18 protein-coding genes are annotated in these 25,283 nt (G+C 44.0%); 10 read left to right on the top strand and 8 right to left on the bottom strand.

Annotated elements, in window-relative coordinates:
- Window positions 1-240 precede the first annotated feature (240 nt).
- Window positions 241-1,809, top strand: coding sequence for an MATE family efflux transporter (locus tag I3255_RS00445; protein WP_238035883.1), 1,569 nt, complete (start codon window positions 241-243; stop codon window positions 1,807-1,809).
- 150 nt (window positions 1,810-1,959) lie between these two features.
- Here I3255_RS00445 and I3255_RS00440 read toward each other — a convergent pair whose 3' ends face one another.
- The gene (locus tag I3255_RS00440; RefSeq protein ID WP_238035882.1) at window positions 1,960-2,676 is read right to left on the bottom strand and encodes an aspartate/glutamate racemase family protein; all 717 of its coding nucleotides are present in this window, start codon (window positions 2,674-2,676) and stop codon (window positions 1,960-1,962) included.
- A 264-nt stretch (window positions 2,677-2,940) separates the two neighbouring features.
- Here I3255_RS00440 and I3255_RS00435 point away from each other — a divergent pair, with 264 nt between their 5' ends.
- The gene (locus tag I3255_RS00435; RefSeq protein WP_238035881.1) at window positions 2,941-3,195 is read left to right on the top strand and encodes a DUF2798 domain-containing protein; all 255 of its coding nucleotides are present in this window, start codon (window positions 2,941-2,943) and stop codon (window positions 3,193-3,195) included.
- A 255-nt stretch (window positions 3,196-3,450) separates the two neighbouring features.
- Here I3255_RS00435 and oppF read toward each other — a convergent pair whose 3' ends face one another.
- The 5 genes from oppF to I3255_RS00410 all read right to left on the bottom strand — a co-directional run bounded on the left by oppF (window position 3,451) and on the right by I3255_RS00410 (window position 9,305).
- Entirely contained in the window at window positions 3,451-4,479 is a 1,029-nt protein-coding gene (gene oppF, locus I3255_RS00430) for a murein tripeptide/oligopeptide ABC transporter ATP binding protein OppF (protein WP_238036499.1), read from the bottom strand.
- Window positions 4,480-4,485: 6 nt separating this feature from the next.
- Window positions 4,486-5,592 carry an oligopeptide ABC transporter ATP-binding protein OppD gene (gene oppD / locus I3255_RS00425; RefSeq protein WP_346268613.1) on the bottom strand — a complete coding sequence of 369 codons (1,107 nt, stop codon included), beginning with the start codon at window positions 5,590-5,592 and terminating at the stop codon, window positions 4,486-4,488.
- A gap of 12 nt (window positions 5,593-5,604) precedes the next feature.
- Window positions 5,605-6,510: an oligopeptide ABC transporter permease OppC gene (gene oppC, locus I3255_RS00420; RefSeq protein WP_087041773.1), complete on the bottom strand. Its 906-nt coding sequence runs from the start codon at window positions 6,508-6,510 to the stop codon at window positions 5,605-5,607.
- Between the two features lie 43 nt (window positions 6,511-6,553).
- On the bottom strand, window positions 6,554-7,474 hold the full coding sequence (gene oppB / locus I3255_RS00415; protein WP_238035880.1) for an oligopeptide ABC transporter permease OppB: 921 nt from the start codon (window positions 7,472-7,474) through the stop codon (window positions 6,554-6,556).
- A gap of 157 nt (window positions 7,475-7,631) precedes the next feature.
- Window positions 7,632-9,305, bottom strand: coding sequence for an ABC transporter substrate-binding protein (locus I3255_RS00410; protein WP_238035879.1), 1,674 nt, complete (start codon window positions 9,303-9,305; stop codon window positions 7,632-7,634).
- Window positions 9,306-10,352: 1,047 nt separating this feature from the next.
- Here I3255_RS00410 and I3255_RS00405 point away from each other — a divergent pair.
- The 3 genes from I3255_RS00405 to I3255_RS00395 all read left to right on the top strand — a co-directional run bounded on the left by I3255_RS00405 (window position 10,353) and on the right by I3255_RS00395 (window position 14,109).
- The gene (locus tag I3255_RS00405) at window positions 10,353-11,330 is read left to right on the top strand and encodes a zinc-binding dehydrogenase (RefSeq protein WP_238035876.1); all 978 of its coding nucleotides are present in this window, start codon (window positions 10,353-10,355) and stop codon (window positions 11,328-11,330) included.
- Window positions 11,331-11,548: 218 nt separating this feature from the next.
- Window positions 11,549-12,553 (top strand): YhdH/YhfP family quinone oxidoreductase, encoded by a 1,005-nt coding sequence (locus I3255_RS00400; RefSeq protein WP_238035874.1) that lies wholly within the window; start codon window positions 11,549-11,551, stop codon window positions 12,551-12,553.
- A 182-nt stretch (window positions 12,554-12,735) separates the two neighbouring features.
- Window positions 12,736-14,109, top strand: a complete 1,374-nt coding sequence (locus tag I3255_RS00395) for a hypothetical protein (protein WP_238035872.1) — start codon at window positions 12,736-12,738, stop codon at window positions 14,107-14,109.
- Window positions 14,110-14,352: 243 nt separating this feature from the next.
- On the opposite strand, the gene guaA is transcribed toward I3255_RS00395, so the two are convergent.
- The gene (gene guaA / locus I3255_RS00390; protein WP_238035870.1) at window positions 14,353-15,963 is read right to left on the bottom strand and encodes a glutamine-hydrolyzing GMP synthase; all 1,611 of its coding nucleotides are present in this window, start codon (window positions 15,961-15,963) and stop codon (window positions 14,353-14,355) included.
- 241 nt (window positions 15,964-16,204) lie between these two features.
- On the opposite strand from guaA, the gene I3255_RS00385 reads away from it, so the two are divergent.
- From I3255_RS00385 to I3255_RS00375, 3 genes are all read left to right on the top strand, one after another.
- Window positions 16,205-16,651: an MgtC/SapB family protein gene (locus I3255_RS00385; protein ID WP_201599420.1), complete on the top strand. Its 447-nt coding sequence runs from the start codon at window positions 16,205-16,207 to the stop codon at window positions 16,649-16,651.
- A 652-nt stretch (window positions 16,652-17,303) separates the two neighbouring features.
- On the top strand, window positions 17,304-19,061 hold the full coding sequence (locus I3255_RS00380) for a YadA-like family protein (RefSeq protein WP_238035868.1): 1,758 nt from the start codon (window positions 17,304-17,306) through the stop codon (window positions 19,059-19,061).
- A 191-nt stretch (window positions 19,062-19,252) separates the two neighbouring features.
- Window positions 19,253-20,266: a hypothetical protein gene (locus tag I3255_RS00375; protein WP_238035866.1), complete on the top strand. Its 1,014-nt coding sequence runs from the start codon at window positions 19,253-19,255 to the stop codon at window positions 20,264-20,266.
- A 167-nt stretch (window positions 20,267-20,433) separates the two neighbouring features.
- Here the strand turns inward: I3255_RS00375 and I3255_RS00370 are convergent, their stop codons facing one another.
- A complete protein-coding gene (locus tag I3255_RS00370; protein WP_238035865.1) occupies window positions 20,434-21,588 on the bottom strand; it encodes a MalY/PatB family protein in 1,155 nt (384 codons plus the stop codon).
- Between the two features lie 189 nt (window positions 21,589-21,777).
- Here I3255_RS00370 and I3255_RS00365 point away from each other — a divergent pair, with 189 nt between their 5' ends.
- Together I3255_RS00365 and I3255_RS14935 are read left to right on the top strand one after the other, a co-directional pair.
- Entirely contained in the window at window positions 21,778-22,272 is a 495-nt protein-coding gene (locus tag I3255_RS00365; protein WP_238035864.1) for a cupin domain-containing protein, read from the top strand.
- A gap of 146 nt (window positions 22,273-22,418) precedes the next feature.
- Window positions 22,419-25,283 (top strand): ATP-binding protein, encoded by a 2,865-nt coding sequence (locus I3255_RS14935; protein WP_238035863.1) that lies wholly within the window; start codon window positions 22,419-22,421, stop codon window positions 25,281-25,283.

Raw genomic sequence — 25,283 nt, 5'->3', positions numbered from 1 at the left:
AAGCTAGCCTCATAGAAGATATAACTTCAAAAGGACAGTAACAACGTTAGTAACACATTTCGTACTAGGGCTTATGTCAGCACGTGGTTTGCTTACTGTTCTAATAAAAATGGCACGGGCATTGTCATTTATAATAAGCGTTTTTATGCAATCAGTTTCAAGTTCGTTACCTACCCTCTGTCCTAAGACGCATTTTTATCATAAACCAACGCCCATTTGAATGGCACAAAAGGAAAGACATTGAGCGACACCAGTATTGCCACTGACAAACGGCGTGACCTCACCGAAGGGTCAATTGCCAAAACGATGCTCCTATTTGCCTTGCCAACCCTTGGATCGTCAGCGCTACAGTCGTTGAACGGCTCCATCAACGCCGTCTGGGTGGGGCGCTTTTTAGGAGAAGAGGCGCTCGCCGCGACAGCGAACGGCAACATTTTGATGTTTATACTCATCTCCTTTGTTTTTGGTTTTGGTATGGCGTCTACTATTCTGATTGGTCAGGCCATGGGCCGCCGTGATGAGACTATGGTCAAAAGAACCATGGGCACGGCGCTCGGCAGTATTATTCCGATCAGTATAGTGGTGTCAGCAGGAGGATGGATATTTGCGCCAATGCTACTGGGTTTGCTTGGGACGCCAGCCAGTGCGGTGGATCTGGCTCTGACCTATCTACGGATGATTTTCGTTGCGATGCCCGTCACGCTCACGTTTACGCTGATCATGATGGCACTGCGCGGGACGGGCGATTCTACGACGCCGCTTTGGTTTATCATTATATCGGTGATTATCGATCTGATTTTGACGCCGACGCTGATTTTGGGTCTAGGTCCTTTTCCCGAATGGGGTATATTTGGCTCAGCCTTCGCCACCGCCGCCGCAAACACGCTCGCGCTTATTGGTATGGTTATCACGATGTACCTGCGTGGCTCAGTGCTAACACTTAAGATGCCAGAGCTACGCTTTTTGCGCGCAGACCGAGCCATTTTAAAATCAATGTTCTCAAAAGGCTTGCCGATGGGCCTGCAGATGATTGTTATATCTTCGGCGGCATTGACGATGCTGTCACTGATCAACCGTGAAGGGGTACAGACTACCGCTGCCTATAGCGCCACCCAACAGCTGTGGACATACGTGCAAATGCCTGCAATGGCGCTAAGTGCCGCAGCCAGCGCGATGGTCGCACAGAATATCGGTGCCAATCAATGGGCCAGAGTCTCAGATATCACCCGATGGGGACTCATCTTTAACGTGATATTGACAGGCGCAATTATCGCGGTGCTGACGATGTTTGATGGCACTATTTTGGGCTTTTTCCTTGGTAGTGATAGCGAAGCGTTGCCAATCGGAGAACATATTCAACTCATGGCGACATGGGGTTTTATCTTTTTTGGGATAGCGCAAGTGCTGTTTGGCACCATGCGGGCGAACGGTTATGTGATTTGGCCATTGGTCGTTATGGCGATCTCGATGTATCCTGTGCGCCTTGGGTTTGCGTTTGGGCTTTATCCCCTACTCGGTGAGGACGCGCTTTGGCTGTCATTTCCAGCAGGCATGGTAGCCACGGCTCTGATGGGGGCAGGACTATATGCACATGGCGGATGGCGCAAGGGTAAAAAACTGGTTGCCGAAGAAGCTGCACAAGGGAGTGAGGGATATCGTGTGCATGGTGGCACTTCTGCATCATGTCGTGATATTACCCCGACGACTGTATGGAAACTGCTCCCTTTGCGCCGTATCACAAGGTTACATCGACGACTTCGTAGAAGACTCTACAGGCACCGTATGATTAGAAACAGTAAAGGATCATAGCGTGGTTTATATACGTTTAGCTTGACGGCTTTTGATCATTACGGCTTTTGTTCGTTGGTATTTGATATTTGATATTTGGTGTAACTTTGACCTAACAAAAATCACCGCATGTAAAAATTTTTGCTGGGCTAAGTTTTGATTACTAACACATTACAACGTTGCATCAGCCAATAAAAAATCTACTGCGGCGGCGGCATGAATGGCAGTGGTATCAAATACAGGGATTGGGCTGTCGTCTTGCATGATCAATAGACCAATCTCAGTACAGCCTAGTATCACACCCTCTGCCCCTTGCTCAGCAAGCTTGCTTATGACATCGATATAATATTGGCGTGAGCTGTCTTTGAACTCACCGACGCACAGCTCTTTTTTGATGATACGGTGTACCTCGGCACGCTCATTCTCGGCGGGTATCAACACCTCTAGCCCTGCCTCAATCAGACGCTGCTTATAAAAATCCTGGGTCATCGTAAACTGCGTACCCAATAACGCTATTTTGCTGAGATTTTGTGCTTTGATAGCATCGATAGTGGCGTTTGCAATATGAATAATGGGCAGATCAGTCGCTGCCTCTACATCGCCAAATAATTTGTGCATGGTATTGGTCGCAATTAGCAATCCTTTTGCGCCAGCCGCTTGCAAGCGTTTACCGCTACTCGCCATCATCGCGCCCAGCTCATCCCATTCACCCGTTTCTTGTAGCGTATTGATAGGACCAAAATCGACGCTATGAATCAATAAATCTGCTGAATGTAATCCACCCAATTCAGCTTTGATACCTTCGTTAATAATGCGATAGTAGCTCTCGGTACTCTCCCAACTCATACCACCGATGATGCCGAGTGTTCGCTGTGCTTGGTCTGCCATTTTATTGTCCTATTTATCGTTTAGTCTTGGTTATCATAGATTATCGTCGCAAAATAGACTATAAATAATGAACTATTTTTCATTATTATTTTTAAGATACCACCTGCGAAACGAACGCTTTCGAACGGAAAATGCGAGACATAATCGTTATGATCAGGCAGCTATCAAGATATAACAAACCTAGCCATTGATAATAACGATTTTACCCGTCCGTCATCACGGAGTATCATAAGCACTGCTATCACTTGTAGGACAACCAAACATATGGCTAATTTTCCCACCATCAGAATCCGCACTCGCCGCAAATACTATCGCCTAATCTTTACAGGTCTTATGGCATTGATGATGTCACTGATCATATCGACGGCACTGATGCTCATTAAGGTGGGCTTTATTGATGGTTTCTTTGCTGAGCTGCTGCACTCATGGGGACTGGCCTTTATCGTGGCGTGGCCCAGTGCGTATTTTTGTGCTTATATGGTGCAGGAGCATGTGCTGAGTAAGATTGAGTTTTATTAAATAGCGGGCTGATATCACGTGCTATTGACATAAATTTTGCTTGCTTGCTGTGCCTTCGCAGACAGAGGCTACGCAAAATTTATGTCAATCTCGCTATATTTGCTTTATCGTGGTTTATGGTATTTTGAATATTCGATGTGCCCTAAATATATCAACCCTCAAGCCCAAAAAAATACCAAAGATGATGTTATCCACCTTTGGTATTGTTTTATAAAGTAACTTAACACAGCCGTCTATTATTAAAGGACTGCTAACTTACAATACCGCGTCGACTTTGTTTTTTAGGCACGCCACTCGGTGGTTTATATTCCCTTCCAGCACCGGTTTGATCTGGGCACATTCCTCATCTGCTAATGGACAGCGAGTTCGAAACGCGCAGCCTGAGGGCGGATTAATGGGACTTGGCAAATCGCCTTCCAATAGTTGAATGGTTTTATTGCGCTCAGCAATGGGATCAGGTAACGGTACCGCTGACATCAATGCTTGAGTGTAAGGATGGGTCGGATTGCCATACACGGCTTTATTCACCCCAAGCTCGACGGCGTTGCCCAAATACATGACCAGCACCCGATCAGCAATGTGCTTGATCACCGACAAATCATGGGCAATAAAAATAAGCGCGAGTCCCATCTCTTCTTGGATGTCTTGCAACAAATTAATGACCTGCGCTTGAATAGACACATCAAGGGCGGAGACTGGCTCATCACAGATGATAATTTTGGGCTTTAAGATTAAAGCTCTCGCAATACCAATCCGCTGACACTGTCCACCTGAGAACTCATGTGGATATCGGTTGATCTGATTGGGCAGTAGTCCAACCTTTTTCATAATCTCGCGTACTTCGCTTTGTACGTCGCTCTTTTTCATTTTTGGATAATATGTACGTAGCGGTTCGGCAATGATATCGCCCACGGTCATGCGTGGATTTAGGGAGGCGAGCGGATCTTGAAAAATCATTTGAATATCTTTTCGCTTCATTCGCATGGTTTTTTTGGACGCGCCGACTAGCTCTTCCTCATTGAACAGAATGCTACCAGAATTGGCTTCAATCAGGCCCACGATAGTACGAGCAAGGGTCGATTTGCCGCAGCCCGACTCACCCACCACGCCCAATGTCTCACCAGCAAATATCTCAAATGAAACGCCATTGACGGCTTTTAACGTCGCAGGCTTTTGCCAAAAATAAGTGCCTTTTTGTTTGATATTAAAGGTGGTATGAACGTCACGCACTTTGAGTAACGGTGTTTTAGGCTGGATCGCGCTGCTATTAGAAGTCTGTGTCATCATCGTCTACCCCTCTATCTCTGATTGATGATTGGCATGAATATCTGCCGAGGAATCCGTTTTTGCTTCAGGGTGCCAATGACAAGCGCGCTGACGATCGTGCGGCAAAAACTCAAGCGGCGGCGGTGTATCACGGCAGATATCCATCGCATGAGGGCAGCGCTCATAAAAAGGACAGCCTGCAGGCAAGTCCAATAAGTTTGGCGGACTACCAGGAATCGTCTCAAGTTTGCCGATCTCATTATCAAGACGCGGAATGGCTTTTAATAATCCGATGGTATACGGATGGGTTGGCGTATAAAAAATCTCCTCCGTTTCACCATAAGCCATCGTGCGACCAGCATACATCACAAGGACGCGATCACAGATACCCGCCACGACGCCCAAATCATGGGTAATCATGATAATAGTTGTACCGAAGTCGCGTTTTAGCTCATTTAATAGCACCATGATTTGCGCTTGAACCGTGACATCGAGTGCGGTGGTAGGCTCATCAGCAATCAATAACTTGGGGCGACAGAGCAATGCCATCGCAATCATCACCCGTTGACGCATACCGCCTGAGAACTCATGCGGATACATACCAATACGCTTTTTCGCTTCAGGGATTTTGACCGCATCTAACATGCGTATCGACTCCGCCCACGCCTCCTTTTTATTCATGCCTTTATGCAAGACCAATACTTCGGCGAGCTGATCGCCGATCTTCATATAAGGATTGAGTGACGTCATAGGATCTTGAAAAATCATCGCCACCTGTTCCGCACGGATTTTATTCAGTGCCTTTTGCGGTAAGCCTAGTAACTCATTGCCTTGAAAGCGTACTGAGCCTTTGGCATGACCATTTTTTGCCAATAGTCCCATAATGGCAAAAGCGGTCTGCGACTTGCCAGAGCCTGATTCGCCAACGATACCTAAGGTTTCACCCTCATGCAGATCAAAATTTAACCCATTTACCGCGGTCACCAGACCATCCTCAGTCTTAAACTGAACGGATAAGTCCTTTACTGCTAGCAAGGTGTTGGGAGGGGTAATGAGCTTGTTGTTGAGACTGTTATGAGAACCCTCATTGAGAGTGTCATTAACGGTGTTACTGAAATCTTTAGTTACCACGATGTCACTCTCCTAGCGGTCTTTAGGGTCAAACGCATCGCGTAGACCATCGCCAATAAAGTTAAAGCAAAATAGCGTAATGACCAAAAAAGCCGACGGAATCAAAATCTGCCAAGGTGCCACTTGCATGGTGCGAGAGCCTTCTTGCAGTAGTGCGCCCCAACTGGTCATCGGTTCTTGCACACCCAGTCCCAAAAAGCTCAAAAATGATTCAAACAAAATCATCGTCGGTACCAGTAATGAGGCATAGATCACGACCACGCCAAGCACGTTAGGAACGATATGACGCAGAATAATATTAAAGCCTGACACACCGCCAACGTGCGCCGCCTCAATGAACTCTTTGCTCTTGAGGCTGAGCGTCTGACCACGAACAATCCGAGCCACATCCAACCAAGACACTAATCCGATAGCGACAAAGATTAAGATTAGGTTACGCCCAAAGATCGTGACCAATAAAATCACAAAAAACATAAACGGAAAGGCGCTTAGAATCTCTAAGAACCGCATCATAATCATATCGACTTTACCGCCAAGATAGCCTGACGTCGCGCCATAGACAGTACCGAAAAGCACGGCAACCGTCGCGCCAGCAATGCCAACCATCAAGGAGATACGACCACCGACGGCAGTACGCACCAATAAGTCTCGGCCGAGAGAGTCGGTACCGAAGTAATGCTTATTTTCGATAGACGGCGCGGCTTGCATAAAGTTCCAGTCGGTTTCGGCATAACCAAAAGGGGCAAACAAAGGGACAAATAGGACAAAAGCGCCAATCAGTAATAAGATAAAGAAGCTGGCAACGGCTGCCTTGTTTTGATAAAAACGTCGCCACGCATCTTGCCAAAGACTGCGACCTTTAATCTCTTTCGCTGGCGACAGGATGATGTCGGTTGGCTGGTCTACAATAAGGCTCATAGTTGTCCTTGTAATAATCTACTTAAATAATAATTCGCCATATTTAATACTGAATCTTTGGATCAATCATGGCGTATAAAATATCAACAATGGCATTGAACGTGATGGTCAGCACACCCACCAAAATCGTCAAACTCAGCACCACGCCATAATCGCGGTTGAGGGCGCCATTGACGAATAACTGGCCGATACCTGGCAAACCAAAGATCGTTTCAATCACGATAGAACCGGTAATAATGCCGACAAAGGCAGGACCTAAATAGGAGATCACAGGCAGCATCGCTGGTCTGAGCGCGTGCTTCATGACAATCCGGCGCATCGGTAAGCCTTTGGCCCTCGCCGTGCGAATATACTGGCTGTTCATCACCTCAATCATCGAACCACGCATGATCCGCGCGATACTCGCCGTATAGGCCAGCGCTAAAGCGGTGACGGGCAATATAAGGTTTTGTAATGCGCCATCGTTCCACCCACCTGCTGGTAGCCAATGCAAAATGATCGCAAAGATGAGCACCAGTAATGGCGCTTTGACAAAGCTTGGAATCACAACCCCTGTCATTGCAAACGCCATCAGTACATAATCGAGCCATGAGTTTTGCTTAAGCGCTGCCAATACCCCAAATATCAGCCCCAAAACCAATGCTAATATAAACGCATAAATCCCAAGCTCCATAGATACTGGAAACGACTGGGATAATAGTTCGTTGACCGTGTAGTCTTTATATTTAAAAGAAGGACCGAAGTCGCCAACAGCAAGCTGACCCAAATAATGGACATACTGTAACCATAGCGGATCACTAAGATTGTATTTGGCTTCGATATTGGCCAGTACGGCTGGTGACAAGGTACGCTCGCCTGAGAAAGGATTGCCTGGCGCTAAGCGCATCATAAAAAAGGAGACAGTGATCAAAACAAATAAGGTCGGAATGGCCTCTAAAATACGCCGAAAAATCAGTTTTAACATAAGACCTCTTTATGGAAGTGCCCCTTCATAAGCCCAATTAAAGCCGGAAGGATACAACAGATATAACATGTAGTAATTGCTTACTAACAATAGCAGCGCGTGCGATAAGCCCGCCGAAGCGGTCTACATCGCACTCACCTATTAAAATCCTGATTTATCAGTGTTTGGCGATGGACAGATCTTTTGCCTGCCAGTTGTCTAAGGCATCTTTTGTAGAAAAGCCAATGACATAAGGCTTAATGAGACGAGGGCTGACATAGTGATAGACATTCAATAAAGGCATGTCTTTATCTAGCTCAGCCTCAGCTTTGTTGTATAAATCAACACGCTGCTCAGGCGTCACACCTGGTTTTAGTGTTTGTGCCATGAGACTGTCAAAGTTGGCATTGGAGTATTTGCCGTGGTTATTACTATTACCTGTTTTTACGATATTTAAGAAGGTTGAGGCTTCGTTGTAATCACCACACCAGCCCGCACGAGCGATTTGATAGTTACCATTACGGCGCGTATCGAGGTAAGTTTTCCATTCTTTATTGATCAAACTGACATCGACAAAGCCAAGCGATTGTTTCCATAGCGAGGCGACGGCGAGCGCCGTTTTCTTATGCAGGTCATTGGTGTTGTATAGCAGCTCAAACGTTAGTGGATTGCTCTCGCTATAGCCTGCTTCATTCAGCAGCTTTCTGGCTTCTGCAAGACGCTTCTCTTTATCCCACGTTGACCACTCTGGCGTATTTTTTACATCACCATTGGTCGCAGTTGGTGTCAGCTGATAGGCTGCTGTCTGTCCTTGACCGATGACTTTATCGACCACCGTGTCACGATCTAATGCCAAGGCGAGCGCACGGCGCACTTTGATATCATCAAATGGTGGTTTGACGTTATTAAACTCGTAATAGTACGTACATAGATAAGGAGAGACGGTGAGCTCATCACCAAGCTGTTCTTTGAGAGACGCAAACTGCTCAGTCGGAACTTCATTGTAGGTCATGTCAATCTCGCCTGCCTGATAGCGCGCCACATCAGTGGTACTAGAAGGAATCGCGAGCATCGTGACAGTATCAATTTTGGTATTGGCGTCATCGTAATAAGCAGGGTTACGCGTTAGGACGATTTGATCGTTGACTTGCCACTTACTGACTTTGTATGGGCCGTTGACCACGATGTTGGCAGGGTCAGTCCATTTATCACCGAACTCTTCGACATTCTTTTGGTTGACGGGCTTGACCGAGTTATGGATCATCATATCTGGGAAATAAGGCACTGGCTCTGATAATGTCACCTGCAAGGTTTTGTCATCGAGTGCTTTTACCCCAAGCGTGTCTATGCCCGCTTTGCCTTCGACTATTTGCTCAGCACCCACGATTTTGGCATCGACTAAATAGCTCGAATAAGGGGAAGCAGTATTTGGATCGACTAGACGACGCAGGCTATAAACGAAATCCTCTGCTGTTACAGGATCGCCATTTGACCAATTGGCATCACGCAGTTTAAACGTCCATACTTTATTGTCAGGACTCTCCCAACTGGTCGCCATACCCGGAATGGTCTTACCATCTGCATCGGTATTGGTTAGACCTTCAAACATCTGTCGGTCAATACCAGCTTCAGGAACCCCTGATACTTTGTGTGGATCCAGCGACTCTGGCTCGGCGGCATTATTGATAACCAATTCTTGCTTATCAGCCAATACATTCGGGTCAATATTTGAAGATTGAGTGGTTGTGCCATCGCTTGCAGACTTATCACTGCAGCCCGACACAAACATAGTCAGCGCTATAAAAGTAGGCAAAAGTGCATATTTAAAAAGGTGGTTAGAGGCAGGTATCATATAACATCCTAGCGAATAGGTGGCTGGGCAGATTTACTCAGTTTTAGTAAGTCCATTTAATTTATCCGTATACTGATACTATCCACTTCATCAATCGCTATCACAATAGTCACGGCAGGCAATGATTATCAAAGGCAAAAACTACCTTATCTTTCCTGAAATCATTGTTTTTCATAGGTTTAAAAGTTATATCTTCCGTTCTGTTTTCACAGTCTACTTTTATATCGTTCATCGCTTGATTCAACCACTGAGATATAACCATTGAATCAAAATTGAAACTTAATACTGCTAATATGCATAAATATGGATAATATTCGGTAATATATTGGATAACCATTAGTAATGAAAAACAATATAAATGTCAACAATTTTTGGTGCGCTCTAGTGGCATATAGACGTGACAGGAGCATGAAAAAATCATTTTTTCTAGACAAAAATCAAATAGAATCCCGATTGTATTATGAATTTTTTGATCATAATTTTACCATTCATCAGCAATATAATACCGCTCATAAACTTATTACTTAGACAATTTATTTGATATTTTTGCTCAGTGTTTACTATTATCAATGCTGATATTAAAAGGCTGCTAGATAAAATCTCCAGAAAAATGTTGTAAATTTTACTTATAATATTGTTTCTAATAACTAATCACTGTCTATAAAATTGATATAAAAATAACGGTATAGCGGCAATGCTAAGACAGTCTGTATATCCGAACTTATTTTCTATATTGCAGTCTTCTGATTATTTTATTTTCTCTCTATTTATTTTTGTAAGACTGAGACAAAATTACGATGGAAATGCTAAATGGCAAAATATGTATATGCCAATATCTGTCAAGGTAATGACTGAGGATTAAATCCATCTGAAACAAAACCCTACATAACGTCATCATCTATTTACTAGACGACCAGTCTATTGTTATCTATAGTATGACCCATACTGATTATATTTAAACCAGATCACACAGTACGATAGCTATACCACAATGTGGCGGTCTGGGTCTCACACACATAACAACAAATAATTGATTAAGGATAATTTATGCGCGTTGCTACTTATGATCATTTTGGCAAACCCTCCGACGTACTGAGCGTGGGCGAACGTCCTATGCCGCAGCCTGCTGCCAACGAAGTACGTATCAAAACCATCCTCTCCCCCATTCATAACCACGACATGCTAACGGTCAGCGGGCAATATGGCTACAAGCCAGAAATGCCAGCGGTTGGCGGTAGCGAAGCGTTAGGAATTGTTGATGCAGTCGGTGACGAGGTTACAGACCTAAGCGTCGGTCAGCGCGTGGCCTGTGCCAGTGTGCATGAAACATGGGCAGAGTATTTTGTCGCCCCTGCTAACATGGTGTTTGTCATCCCTGATAGCATTGAAGACGAACTGGCCGCGCAGCTGATTGCCATGCCCTTATCTGCGTTAATGCTATTAGAGTTCCTAGAAGTAGATAGCGGTCAATGGATTATTCATAACGCTGCGAATGGCGCTGTTGGTAAAACACTAGCCATGCTGGCAGCGGCACGCGGCGTGAACACCATTAATCTTGTGCGTAGCAAAGACTCGTTAGAAGAGCTGACCGCACTGGATATCAAAAACAATGTCGTCACTGCTGATGACGACTGGCAGGACCAAGTCCGCGCTATTGTCGGTGAAGACAAGATCACCGCTGCTGTGGACTCGGTCGGTGGTGAGTCAAGCAATGAGCTGCTATCACTACTGGGTAGCAACGGCACGTTAGTCTCGTTTGGTATTATGTCAGGCAAACCAATGCAACTAGACGCTGGCAGCCTGATCTTTAAACAAGCGATTGTTAAAGGATTCTGGGGCAGTAAAACCAGTCAGGAAATGGATCTGGACAACAAACAGCGTCTGATTGATGAACTACTAGAGCGCGCGACCAACGGCAATCTAAAATTACCAATTGAAGCGGTTTATGGGCTTGATGAGATTACTAAAGCCGTCTCAGGTGATGTGCAATCTGGCAAAAAAGGTAAGGTACTATTAAAACCTTAGTCCTTTTACAGTATCGTCAAAACTATAATTCACACACTGACTTTTCAATGACTGTTGTCATTAGAGGTAGCATAAAAGAAGAAGCCCATTTGTATTTATACTAAAGTACAGTGGGCTTTTTTTGCTTTAGTGGCTTTTCAGTCATGAGATAATTGAGCATGCGATAGTTAAGCCATGACTTATGAATATCAACAATAAAACGTAATAGGGATATCACTATGTCAAACGAGAAAACGTTTAAAGCCTTAGTCGTCGAAGAAACTAACGACGGCGAATTCAAAAAAAGCATTCAAGAACGCAATGTCAGTGACTTGCCAGAGAACGACTTACTCATCGAAGTGCATTATTCATCATTGAACTTCAAAGATGCCATGTCAGCCACGGGTAATAAAAGAATCACCAAACAATACCCACATACTCCCGGTATCGACGCAGCTGGCGTGGTCGTCAGTGACAAATCAGGCACGTTTAGTGCAGGGCAAAAAGTGTTGGTATTCGGCTATGATCTCGGTATGAATACCGACGGCGGTCTGGGTCAAATGATCTCGATACCAGCAGATTGGGCGCTGGCCTGTCCAGAAACACTAACACTAAAAGAAGCGATGACCTATGGTACGGGCGGACTGACCGCAGCGCTCAGTGTGCAAAAGCTAGAGAAAATGGGCGCAAAACCCAGTGATGGTCCTGTTGCTGTGACTGGTGCAACGGGCGGCGTGGGTAGTATCAGTATCGCTATCCTCGCGCAGCTCGGCTATGAGGTGATTGCCTTCTCCGGTAAGCCAGAACAGAGTGATCATCTAAAAGAGCTGGGCGCAAGCGAAGTGCGTCATCGCGATACGATCAATGAAATCGGTAACAAACCTATCGGCCGCGAGCTATGGGCCAATGCCATTGATACGATCGGCGGCGAGTACCTATCTAACTTGCTCAAGCAAACCAAAGCGGGCGGCGCGGTGACCAGTTGCGGCCTAGCGGGCGGTGCTGAGTTTTCGATGACGGTCATGCCGTTTATCACCAGAGCGGTGTCACTACTGGGTATCGACTCGGTCTATATTCCACTAGCTGATAAAGAAGCCATTTGGCAGCGTGTCGCCACCGATATGAAATTGCCGAATCTTGAGAGCTATGGTGAAGAAATTACGCTAGAGCAAACGCCTGAATACCTAGATCGCTTTATGTCGAGTAAAGTGGTTGGGCGTTATGTGGTGAATGTGAAGGGTTAGGTTTTTAAGAGCTAGTTTTATAAATAAAAGGCAGAATCTCTTTTGAGGTGCTGCCTTTTTTTATGTTAGTAGCACGGTAAAATATTTTTAATATTAAAATGCGTAGTTGTAGGCGTGCTATGATCAAATAATAACGAATCTTTGGCTATTCAGTACATTTAAAATCAAGGGTGAATATCTGTATGCTATCAAATGAAATAATTGAACAGATTCGTACTGGCGAATTAGTTTTACACTGTGTCGAAGTAAAAATCTTTCAAGCAGCAGAGAACGGATTCAAAATGTTAGGACACGGTACTATCAAAATTAACAGTGTCGGAACTATTTATTTAGAATTTATTTGTACCGATAGTAAGAATGTACCACGCGCATTCTTCAATGAAAAATTACCTAAAGACCCATTAAACCATGAAGAGAAACTATACCTCCATATTAAAACGTTAGACGGTAACGAATATCAATCTAATGGGTTTTCTATCACAATTAATATTCATTCGTCCTCCTTACCAACTCATTATGACGTAATGTTATCGTCTATTTATTCGCTAAATGATACTGAACTACCCAAGCTAAAAGAGGATAGTTTTCTGTATTTTGAGTTTGCAGATTATTTTAAAATACCATCAAATAAACAAAACTCACTGGTGTCTAGCCTTGGCACTGAATCATACAGTTGGAATCAAACTGTGATAGAAATGGATGGCTACTCCATATCTATGGTAAAACATAGGGGTTATACGGAAGTTAATGTAGCTGGATGTTTTGAGCCTGATAAATTATTGAAGTGTCTCAAGTTTTACATTGGATTTTCTAGTGCCTCTATGCCCCAACCCTATTATACGAAAAGCATTATAAACGGAGAAGAAAAACAAACTTTTTACAGTATATCTAATAAACAGAAACGACAGACCTCATCTAGTCCAATGGTTGATAACGCTGGCGATGAAAAGTATAGAGACTCTACTTACCATTACGCTTTTTTAGAAAATATAATTAGTCTATATACAGAAAATCCGAAGCAGTTTGATAGCTTATATTCACAATGGGAAAGGGTTTGGTACTCGTTTCAATCAAAAAATAGTATTATGATTCTTACTTTGTCAGTTGCTATAGAAGGTCTACTTAATGATATTTATATTCCTGTCATTAAGTCCAAGAATGAGAATACAGAATTGAATGACGAGATCAATAAAATAAAAATACAGATAAAAAATCTTGATTTGACGAATGAACAATGCAACCGACTTCTTGGTAGCGTGAGCTATTGGAAAAATATTACAGCAGCGAAAGCTCTTGATTATTTAATTAAATATGATGTTATAACAGCTAAAGACAAAAAGTTGTGGCAAAAAATTCGTAATGAAAGTGCGCATCCTAAGGTTCGAGAAGAAGACCTAGCTAAAGAGAAACTAGAGCTTGAGCAGGTTTTATCCTGTTTAGATTTATTCCATAAGCTTATCTTGAACACTTTGAAATTCTCTGGTCCTATTAGAATCTTACAGCTTAAACAGAACCATAGTTATATAGAGCTAAAGCATATTGAAGTTCTGGCCTAATAGCATTGAAAATTTGTAAAACTATTGATACTTTTGAACTGTGCTATATACATATAATCAAAAAAAATATATTAGCTCAAAGAGTTTTAACCAAAAAAACACCCAACCAAGTTGAGTGCTTTTTTCTTTACGACAAGTTGTATATCAATTCAAAAAATTTGAGTAGCGAGGAAAACGAGTGATAGCACTACATTAAGTAGGCTGAACAAGTTTGACGACGCTAATCAGGTTTTTAGTTTGATGTTATTCCCACTCAATCGTTGCAGGCGGCTTGCTCGAAACATCATAAGTCACGCGTGAGACGTCAGCGATTTCATTCATGATACGGTTTGAGACCGTCTCGATCAAATCATACGGCAGATGCGCAAAGCGAGCCGTCATAAAGTCTACCGTCTCAACCGCACGTAGCGCAATCACCCATGCATAGCGGCGGCCATCACCGACTACGCCGACAGATTTGATTGGTTGGAATACAGCGAAAGCTTGTGCCGTCTTGTCATACCAGCCTGAGCGCTCAAGCTCTTGCATAAAGATAGCATCTGCCAAACGCAAGACATCAGCATATTCTTTTTTCACTTCGCCCAAGATACGCACGCCCAAACCTGGACCTGGGAACGGATGACGATAGATCATTTTGGCTGGTAAGCCCAAAGTAATACCAAGCTTGCGTACTTCATCTTTGAACAAATCACGTAACGGCTCAATCAGCTTGAATGCCAAATCATCTGGCAAACCACCAACGTTATGGTGGCTCTTAATGACGTGTGCTTTACCTTGATGTGACTTAGCAGACTCAATCACGTCTGGGTAAATCGTACCCTGTGCCAAGAACTCAACGACTTTACCGTCGCTCTGCTCGCTCACTTGACGCGCGCTATCAGCGAATACGTCAATGAACGTCTTACCGATGATTTTACGTTTTTTCTCTGGATCAGACTCGCCTGCTAGCGCATCTAAGAATAAATCTTCAGCATCAACACGGATGACTTTGACGCCCATGTTTTCGGCAAAAACTTGCATGACCTGATCGCCTTCATGCAGACGCAAAAGACCATTATCCACGAACACACAGGTCAGCTGATCGCCAATGGCTTTGTGCAATAACGCTGCAACGACTGAGCTGTCCACGCCGCCTGACAGACCAAGCAATACCTGCTTGTCACCGATTTGCTCTTTGAGCTGCGCGATACGCATATCAGCGATATTGTCTGGCGTCCACTCACCAGCACAATCGCAAATCTGATGGACAAAACGACCTAGCAGCGCTTGACCTTGTAGGGTGTGCGTCACTTCTGGGTGGAACTGTAGACCGTAGTATTTCTTATCATCATTGGCCATAATTGCGATCGGGCAGCTTGGCGTACTAGCAACGATGTCAAAGCCTTCAGGCGCTTCGATGACTTTGTCACCATGACTCATCCAAACGTTTAGCTTGGCAGCCGCGCCGTCCGTCTTGCTGTCTTCGATACCGTCAGTCAGCTGCGAGTGACCATTTACTTCGATGGTCGCTGCACCAAACTCATGAATATCACTGGCATGAACCTGCCCGCCAAAACGATCTGCCATCGCTTGCATACCGTAGCAAATACCCAATACAGGCACGCCTAGGTCAAACACGGCATCGTTAATACGCGGGCTATTGTCTGCATGGACGCTCTCAGGGCCACCCGATAAGATGACGCCTTTTGCGCCAAAATCGATGATGCGCTGAGTGTCGATGTCATAAGGGAACATCTCACAAAACACCCCAGAATCGCGCACACGGCGGGCGATTAACTGACTGTATTGCGAGCCAAAATCGAGGATTAAAATGCGGTCTTGCTTGATAGTTGGCGTCGATGATGCGGTAGTCATAAGGTGAGTATCCATCAATAAAAAATTGGTGCCCTATTTTAACAAGTTTCGGGGCAATGATGGCGATTGACGTGCGGTTTATTCGCAACTATTTTGTTGGTGACTTACATTTAGAATGGGTAATCTTACTGCTGCATACGAAATATGGCATCTCATGATCGTTATATGGTATAAAAAATACAGTACGGTGACATGGACGTTGATATTGTGCAAGTGTGCGATATGGGAGGGACTTCACATTATGTTCGCGTTTGATTTAAACCTTAAACTGCTGGCCTATCACGCCATGCAGCTGAGTATCGCCTTTATACTGTCGCTGCCCATTGCGCTCAATCGTGAGTTTCAAGACAATGGCGCAGGCCTGCGTACTTTTCCTTTGGTTACGATTGCCTCATGCGCCTTTATGCTGGTAGGGATGGATATCTATGATAGCCCCGACGCCCAAGCGCGCATTATGTATGGCATCATCACTGGCATGGGCTTCATTGGCGGCGGCGCGATTGTCAAAAACAAAGATGGCGCAGAAGGCACCGCGACGGCCGCAGGACTTTGGAATACTGGCGCTATTGGTATCTCAGTAGCTTACGCTCGCTACGAAATCGCCATCATCTTATCTGTAGTGGGATTTTTAATTTTGCAGTTTTCCACACCATTTAAAACCAAAGCCAAGCATAAAGACAAATCTTAATGCTTTCTACTCTTCGATTTGCCATCCATCTACTTTAGCGTCATACAGAATATCATCTGCTAACCACCCTTTTTTCAGTGATCTTAACCTTAATGTATCAAGCTACTCTCTTTTGATTGCTTTCCTGCGCGCATTTTAATGCTATTAAATATCATTTATTTTACCCCCCTTACTATTAAGTATTTTTACACAGCTCAGTATCCATAAGGTCTGAAATCCCTTACGAAAACTACGTGTTTTTTGTTGAATAATTCGACTGTAACTTTTTGAAAGCAGACGTTAATTATCAGTCGAACTTTGTTACGTAATCATGTAGATTATAAATGTGGATGCCAAAAACACCAGTAAAACAGATGGACGAGCGGTTTATTGCCTTGTGAAAAAAACAAACGATTTTAGCAGCTTATACCATTGGCATACCCACCCGACTGGTACTATCACAGCAGGGTAGCGAGTAGACTGATTGTGATATTGCTACATTGAAACTCGGTAACACAGTTGAGACTTGCTTGCCTCATCAACAGCAGTACAGGCAGTCAATTGTTGGATTATTTGCAAAAAACAAATGAACAATCTATTCAATAATAATGTTGCTGCCGTATTTTTTATCGACACCATCAAGCCCTAACGTTTCTAAAAAAAGGATGAAGAAATGAAAAAAATGGACTTCTTACCGCGCTCTGCTCTAAAGCTTAGTACTCTCACCTTAGCCATTACCGCCGCTGCGTCTTTTGCCACTACCAGCACCATGGCAGCTGAATGTCGACTTGATGATGGCACTAATGGAGGCGCAACTAGTAACGGCGCCACAGCACTCGCTTGTGGTAATAACGCGGTCGCTGGTGGTACGAACGATACCGTGGCTATCGGTAATGCAGCAAGTACCACTGGCAACTCTACTACCGCGGTTGGCGGTGAGGCTTTCACTGGCACAGTCGCCACAGGTACAGACTTAAATGGAGGCGCTCTGACCTCTACAGGTGGTACACCGGGTGCGACGGCCATTGGTTGGCGTGCTACGGCGACCGCCGAAAGAGCCACCGCAGTGGGGCATTTAGCCAGTGCTTCCGGCGTTCGTTCTACAGCTGTTGGTGAAGACGCTTTTGCTGGTGGTGCCAACGATACTGTCGCTGTCGGTAACAAAACCCAAGCCAATGGTAATTCGACCACTGTATTGGGAGGTGAGGCTTTTACTGGCACAGTAGCGGCAGGCACTGACCTAAATGCTGGTAACCTGACATCGACAGGCGAAACAGCAGGAGCAACCGCAGTCGGTTGGCGCGCTACAGCGACTGCAGAAAGAGCTCAGGCGTTTGGTCATCTAGCCAGCGCTTCTGGTGAGCGCTCACTTGCAGTGGGTGAAGATGCTGCTGCTCAAGGTGAGCGCTCTGTCGCACTAGGTAATGAATCGGTGGCAGGTGGTACTAACGATACTGTTGCTATCGGTAATCTAGCAAATGCAGGAATGAATTCAGCTACCGCGGTCGGTGGTCAAGCAAACGCCGCAGGTCTTGGTTCTACCTCTGTCGGTTGGCAATCAAAAGCAACTGCTGAACGCGCGCAAGCCTTTGGTCACCTAGCCAATGCCAGCGGCGTACGTTCAACGGCAGTTGGTGAAGCTGCCAGTGCTGAGTCAGATAATGCAATTGCTATCGGTAATAATTCAGTCGCCTCAGGTCTTGACGGTGTAGCGATCGGTGGCGATAGAAGTGGCGTACGTCAAACGACTGCTTCTGGTACATCCTCCACCGCTATCGGTGCGCAAGCTCAAGCCACTCAAGCGGGTGCAACTGCGATGGGCTGGCAATCAACCGCAAGCGGTGTCCGTGCTCAAGCCTTTGGTCATCTGGCATCAGCAACTGGCGAGCGTTCTACCGCAGTCGGTGAAGCCGCAGCGGCAGCAGGATCAGGATCAGTATCACTGGGTAACCAGTCAACAGCAGGCGGCACCAATAGTATCGCTATCGGTAATGGCGCAATAGCAGCCGCTGACAATCAGATCGTCTTGGGCAATGCAGGTCAACTGCAAGCCAGTACCGCAGCCCAGACAGGCACGACCAATCTTGTCACAACCGATGCAAATGGCACACTAGGTACCAGTGTCAGCATAGACTCACTGGCGACCTCTAGACAATTTAACGACTTACGCAGTCGCTATGATCGTCAAGAGGACCGCTTAGATGAAGCCGAAGACGGTATCGCCATGGCGTTATCTATGGAAACCCCCGTCATTCCTGCAGGTAAGCGCTATGCCATGTCATTTGGTACCGGCTATTACAATAGCAGCTCAGCATTGAGTACCTCATTTGCTGGCAGAATGAGCGATAGCATGACCATTTCGGCTGGTGCAGGTGTCGGGCTTGATACTGGAAAAGTAGGCGCTCGCGGCGGTGTCACTTTTTCTTGGTAATTCATTTACTTAGTAACTGCTCATAAATATCTACTGCCGCCTTGAGCTTGTATAGGCAGAGCGCAGTAGATATCACTGAAATTTCTCCAACCAATTGAAATGTATATAAACTCGCCTAAACAAGTCTTAATAAGTATCTAACTGGATCATTTTACGAGACTTTAATATTTAAAAAAACAGGATAAAAAACTATGAAAATGGCATTATCATCACGTTCAGCGCTAAAGATCAGTACTCTCGCCCTAGCAGTCGCTACAGCGTCTTTTAGCACGACTGCCGTGATGGCAGCTGATGGTAGCACAATGGCTCTGGCCTATGGTAATCAAGCCATGGCGGGTGGCACCAATGATACGGTTGCACTCGGTAGTCAAGCAAATGCCCGTATGAACTCTGCAACCGCGGTTGGTGGTCAAGCCAATGCCGCAGGTCTGGGCTCCACCTCTATTGGTTGGCAGTCAAAAGCCACCGCTGAACGTGCCCAAGCATTTGGTCATCTAGCCAATGCTAGCGGTGTACGTGCAACCGCCGTCGGTGAAGCCGCAATGGCAGGCGGAACGAATGATACCGTCGCTGTCGGTAATCAAGCCAATGCAGGTATGAACTCAGCCACCGCGGTCGGTGGTCAAGCCAATTCGGCAGGTCTGGGTTCAACCTCGATTGGTTGGCAATCAAAAGCCACCGCTGAGCGTGCTCAAGCATTCGGCCACCTAGCTAATGCTAGCGGCGTACGTGCAACGGCAGTGGGTGAAGCAGCAATGGCAGGCGGAACGAACGATACCGTCGCTGTCGGTAACCAAGCAAACGCAGGTATGAACTCTGCGACTGCTGTCGGTGGTCAAGCCAATTCGGCAGGTCTGGGCTCCACCTCGATCGGTTGGCAGTCAAAAGCCACGGGGGAACGCGCGCAAGCGTTTGGTCACCTAGCCAATGCCAGTGGTATGCGCGCAACCGCCGTTGGTGAAGCCGCCGCCGCACAGGGTGAGGCCTCTATTGCGATTGGTAATATCTCAGTAGCCAGCGGTTTGAACAGTATCGCTATCGGTAATGGCGTAAAAGCGACCAATAAACATCAGGTTGTCTTGGGTAACGCAGGTCAAGTGAAATCCAGTACCGCCTCACAGACAGGTCAAGTCAGTATCGTAACGATTGATGAAAACGGCACATTAGGTACCATGCTCGTTGACTATTATAAGTCTGCTCAGTAGTACTAAAAGAACGCCATTCACCACTTAACCGTAAACAACAAAACCCCGCCATCGTGGGGTTTTTTGCTATCTAACTATGTTACAACCTATAAGTGAAGCATTGAGTAAATTTCTAAACGAGTACATCAGCCATTCACCAAAACTTCATATCTGTTTTATAAACGCTTTTATAGTGTGCTAAACGCACTTTGAATACGATGTAACCCTTCAGTCAACACTGATCTAGGACAAGCTACATTTAGGCGCATTTTAAGATGTCCTTCCTCACCGTATTTGATTCCAGCATTTAGCTCCACTTTCGCCGCACGTAAAACATCATAGAGCACTTGGTCATCTTGACTATATGCTGAGCAATTCAGCCAAATTAGATAGGAGGCTTCTGGACGCATGACTTTGATGCTAGGCAAATGCGTTGCTAAAAAGTCTAGCGTAAAATCAATATTAGCCTCAATATAGGTCAGCGCCTGTGCCAACCATTCATCACCTTGCTCATAGGCATAACGCATCGCTGTATAGGCAAATAAATTTAGCTCATACTCGTCATTTAACTGCTGCTGCTGACTGATTTTTTGGATTAATGCGTCATCTTTGGCAAAGATCATCGAGCCTTTGATACCAGCGATATTAAAGGTTTTGGTCATCGAGGTCAGGCTCACCACCTTGTGCTCATACCCTTGTGCCAATGTTAAAAACGGCGTAAAAGAGTGACCACTCAAGGTCAAGTCTTGATGAATCTCATCGCTGACAATCGCTACATCATGCTTTTTACAAATCGTCAGTAGCGCCTTAAGCTCATCCGCTGTCCACACGCGCCCGCCCGGATTGTGCGGATTGCAGAGTAAATATAGCTTCACATCATGCTCTATTATTTTGGCTTCGATATCGGATAAATTTAAATGATATTTACCCTCGCTCTCTTGTAACGATGAGGTGATGAGCGTGCGACCATTTTGCTCAACCTTACTCATAAATGGCGCATAGATAGGATCATTAACCAATACCGCATCCCCTACTTCGGTAAATACGTTCATCATCAGCGCTAGGCTTGGGACGACACCTGGCGAGAACAAGATATTTTCTTTAGCAAGCGCCAAATCATAGCGACTACCATGCCACTCGATAATGGCGTCATACAGCGCCTCGGTAGGTTTGGTATAGCCCAATATGCCATGCTGCACGGCTTTCTCAATCGCGTTTAAGATGGGTGGCGCGGCCTTAAAATCCATATCCGCCACCCATAGCGGAATCGTATCATCGCTATAGTGCCATTTGAGCGACCCCGTATCCCGTCTGTCGATGACCTCATCAAAGTTATACAACACCCGCACTCTCCTTTATTTAAAATAATGGCTCAGGGTACAACATGAATGGCGTCATCAACAATCGCTTTATGCAGGATATATTAAGTCGCTATATGATTATCAATATCACGCCTATTTCGTCCCTTTCAAAACCTGATACTATTGGCTAATAGTGGTATACACTCAAAGCATCAATCAAGGAGACCGATGATGACGACACCAGACCAACAGCCACGTAAGGACACGCAAGCATATGTCTTGACCAAATCCGATATCGATAACACGCCTGAGACCAAGCATATCCACCAGTTCAATGAGCAAGCCATTCGCCATACGGTGTCGCTCAGTGATATCGTTGGTCTGACGAAATTTGGCTTGCACCTCGTACGGGTGGAAGCGGGAGATGAGACGACGACGCACCACTATCATGAGGAGTCGGATGAGTTCATTTATATGCTGTCAGGCGAGCTGTCGCTGCGCTACGGTGATGAGCAGTATGTGCTAAAGGCTGGAGATTTTGCGGCGTTCCCTGCGCATGGCGCGGCGCACTCGATGCGCAATGATAGCGATGCCGATGCCACTTATCTAATGGGCGGCAGCCGACCACCGATTGACATTACCCTGTATCCAGAGATCAAGCGTAAGATGTATAAGATCCATGGTAAAAAAGAGTATGTGGATATGGAAGATTTGGGTGAGGTTTGAGGATTGTATTGCTGGATAATATTCAAGTCAACTTTGGTTCTCTTTGCTACAATAAATTATTCAATGATTTAGCTGCAAAATCATAACAGCTTAATATAAACATGAACTTATGACTTTATAGTTAAACCTCATAAAAAGGATTTTCAGTGGCGCTAAATATTCCAAAAAGAATGAAAGAACGACTAGAACAAGACTCTAGTATCAACTCTTTTACTTTAACAAGCGTAAACAATCTTAAGCCTTGGTTAGATGCAAATACGACAGTGTTTTTCCCTGAATATACTGACCATAGTTTTGTCCATTTAAATGAAGTTTTGGCGACAGCTGAAAGTATTATTACAGACGAAAGCTGGGATACCATAACATCAGAAGACGTATCAGCAATGATAGTCTCTGTATTACTTCATGATTGTGCAATGCATATCACAGAAGATGGTTTCTACTCTCTTATAAAAGATATGTATCCACCAATCAAGTCTCAATATGTCAGCATAGAGCCTAGATGGAGCTTAATGTGGTCTGAGTATATGGCAGAGGCTAAACGCTTTAACTCTGATAAGCTCAAGTCTATCTTTAATGACGCTAAGCCTGTCAGTGATATTCCAGATAATAAAATAGATCTTACGACTAGAGATAAATTGTTAATTGGTGAATTTATTAGAAGACATCACGCTCGAATAGCACATGAGATTGTGTTTAACGGTGTGCCCGGAACTGAAGGGAAAACACTCAAATTAGCGGAAGCACAAAAAACGCATTTTTTAGATTTATGTGGCTTTATTGCTAAAAGTCATAACATGTCATTAAGGCAGGCTGTCGATAAAATACAGTATAGAAAAAAAAGAGTTCATTTAAATACTCATGTTCCATTTTTGATGTCTGTACTACGTATCTCTGACTACATCCAAGTGCAAGCAACTAGAGCACCTTCACAACTATTGAACGTTAAATCTCTGATTAGTCCTATATCGAAAGGTGAGTGGAAAAAGCACGATGCTATCCTTGAGATTAGTCATGCCGATGAAGACCCAGAAGCTCTCTTCATAGATGCTGAACCACAAGATGCAATTCTTTTCGAAGACTTGAGATGGCTTTTCACTGACATCCAAAGAGAGCTTGATGAGGTTTGGGCTGTGCTGGGCGAGGTTTATGGAAGATACGATAAGATGGCTAATTTAGGTATCAATATTCGTCGTTTGCGTTCTTCTTTAGACAATATTGATGAATATACTAAAAATAAGAAGCCTGAATTCATTCCTAAAGTATTGAAATTCCGTACTGCTGATTCGGAAATGATGGAACTACTCATTGCACCGCTTTACGGTAATAAGCCAGAAATCGGTATTCGTGAGTTAGTACAAAATGCAGTCGATGCGTGTTTAGAGCTTAATAATATCAGTAATAAACGAAAAAATATTAACATTGATAAACCTGACGATTTTGATATCTGCATATCTGTCATTGAATACGAAGATCATGGCGAAGTGATTATAGAAGATTACGGTGTAGGTATGACCATTGATACTATCGAAAACTACTTCTTAAATATAGGTGCTTCATTTAGAAATAGTGATAGATGGAAGAAGATACATGAAACCAATGGTAGCTCTGATATTAATCGTACGGGAAGGTTTGGTATCGGCTTGTTAGCGGCATACTTATTAGGTAATGAACTTAATGTTGAAACAAGACATATAAACTGCCCAGAAAATGAGGGTTTGAAGTTCAAATGTAGTCGAGGAAGTAAGTCAGTCACAATATCTCATACTGAATGTCACGTAGGTACCAAAATATCTATTAAAACAAATAAAAATATTACTTCTTATCTAAGTAAAAAGACGCGATTATGGGATTGGTACTGTTTATCCACTCCTAAAATTAAAAGAGAGTTAGTAAAGATAATTAACTCTAATGAAGAGTACATGAAAACTCTCTCTCAGGCTATAAAAGTTCCGCAGTGCAAAAGTGACCTAAACAACACCAATTGGTTTAGAGTTGACTGTAAAGATTTTGAAGATGTTATTTGGTCACATCAGGCATTCCCCACAGCTATGGATTTTTCGAATGAACCGTCTTCAATACTAGTTTGTAATGGTATTGCTATTAACACAAACAGATATGGCAGTAATATAAAATTTTCATGGGATAAAGATGAATCAATACTTAAACCACGAAATCCTTCTATAGTTATATATGATCCTAATGGGCAAACTCCTTTAGATATACAAAGGACTCACTTTATACATTCCACCCCTACAATTATCAATGAGATTAGCAAGGCAGTCATAGTTGATATTATCAAAAGGTTTTTTGATGAGTTCGATGATAGCGATTTCAATAGTATTGGTAATGTTGTCAAAAAAACATTAAGTTTGAGAAAATTAGAATGGTATCAAAATCTAGATTTGGCTAAATATATAAGTGCTTTTACTTTTTCTCGTAAAGGTATATCTCTCTTAGACAAAAAAACTATGATCAATGTTAAGCCTGACGTACTACAACTTATCCCCTATGATAATAACTTGTTTAACAGCCATATACCCCATGATAAGAATGGAGATTTTTCATATACTCAAGCGAGTGTAAAAAGTAAAACTGGCAGATCAGATTGGATAAAAAATTATTTTATAATTTCTGGCCCATCTCACTATATAGCTCACTATATATTCATTAAAGATTTCTTATTAGGTTCTAGACTTTATATGCATATTGAAGACTATAATGAGATATGTGAATCAAACTTAATACCTAAATACATACAAGAAAATATAAGTATTATTTGGAAAGATAGTAAGTGGTGCGTTTTAGAGAACATAATTGAAGGTAAGTTACCTCCTTTAATAAGTCCAGAGGCATTAGTAAAAACTCTTGATCAGAAAAAGCTAGTAAGTACAATATTTCATTACTTTAATTGGGAAAATAAAATCTCAGATAGCGAATCAACTTTCGACTACTGTATAGCTGACGCATGGTTAGAACTAAATAATGGAAACCCTTACTTTAAACTTTAA

Origin of the sequence: Psychrobacter sp. Ps6 (assembly GCF_022129235.1) — a bacterium.
In the GTDB taxonomy this organism is placed as follows: Bacteria; Pseudomonadota; Gammaproteobacteria; order Pseudomonadales; family Moraxellaceae; genus Psychrobacter.
Note: the sequence above shows the minus strand (reverse complement) of the source record. Positions and strands in the feature narration are given on the sequence as shown.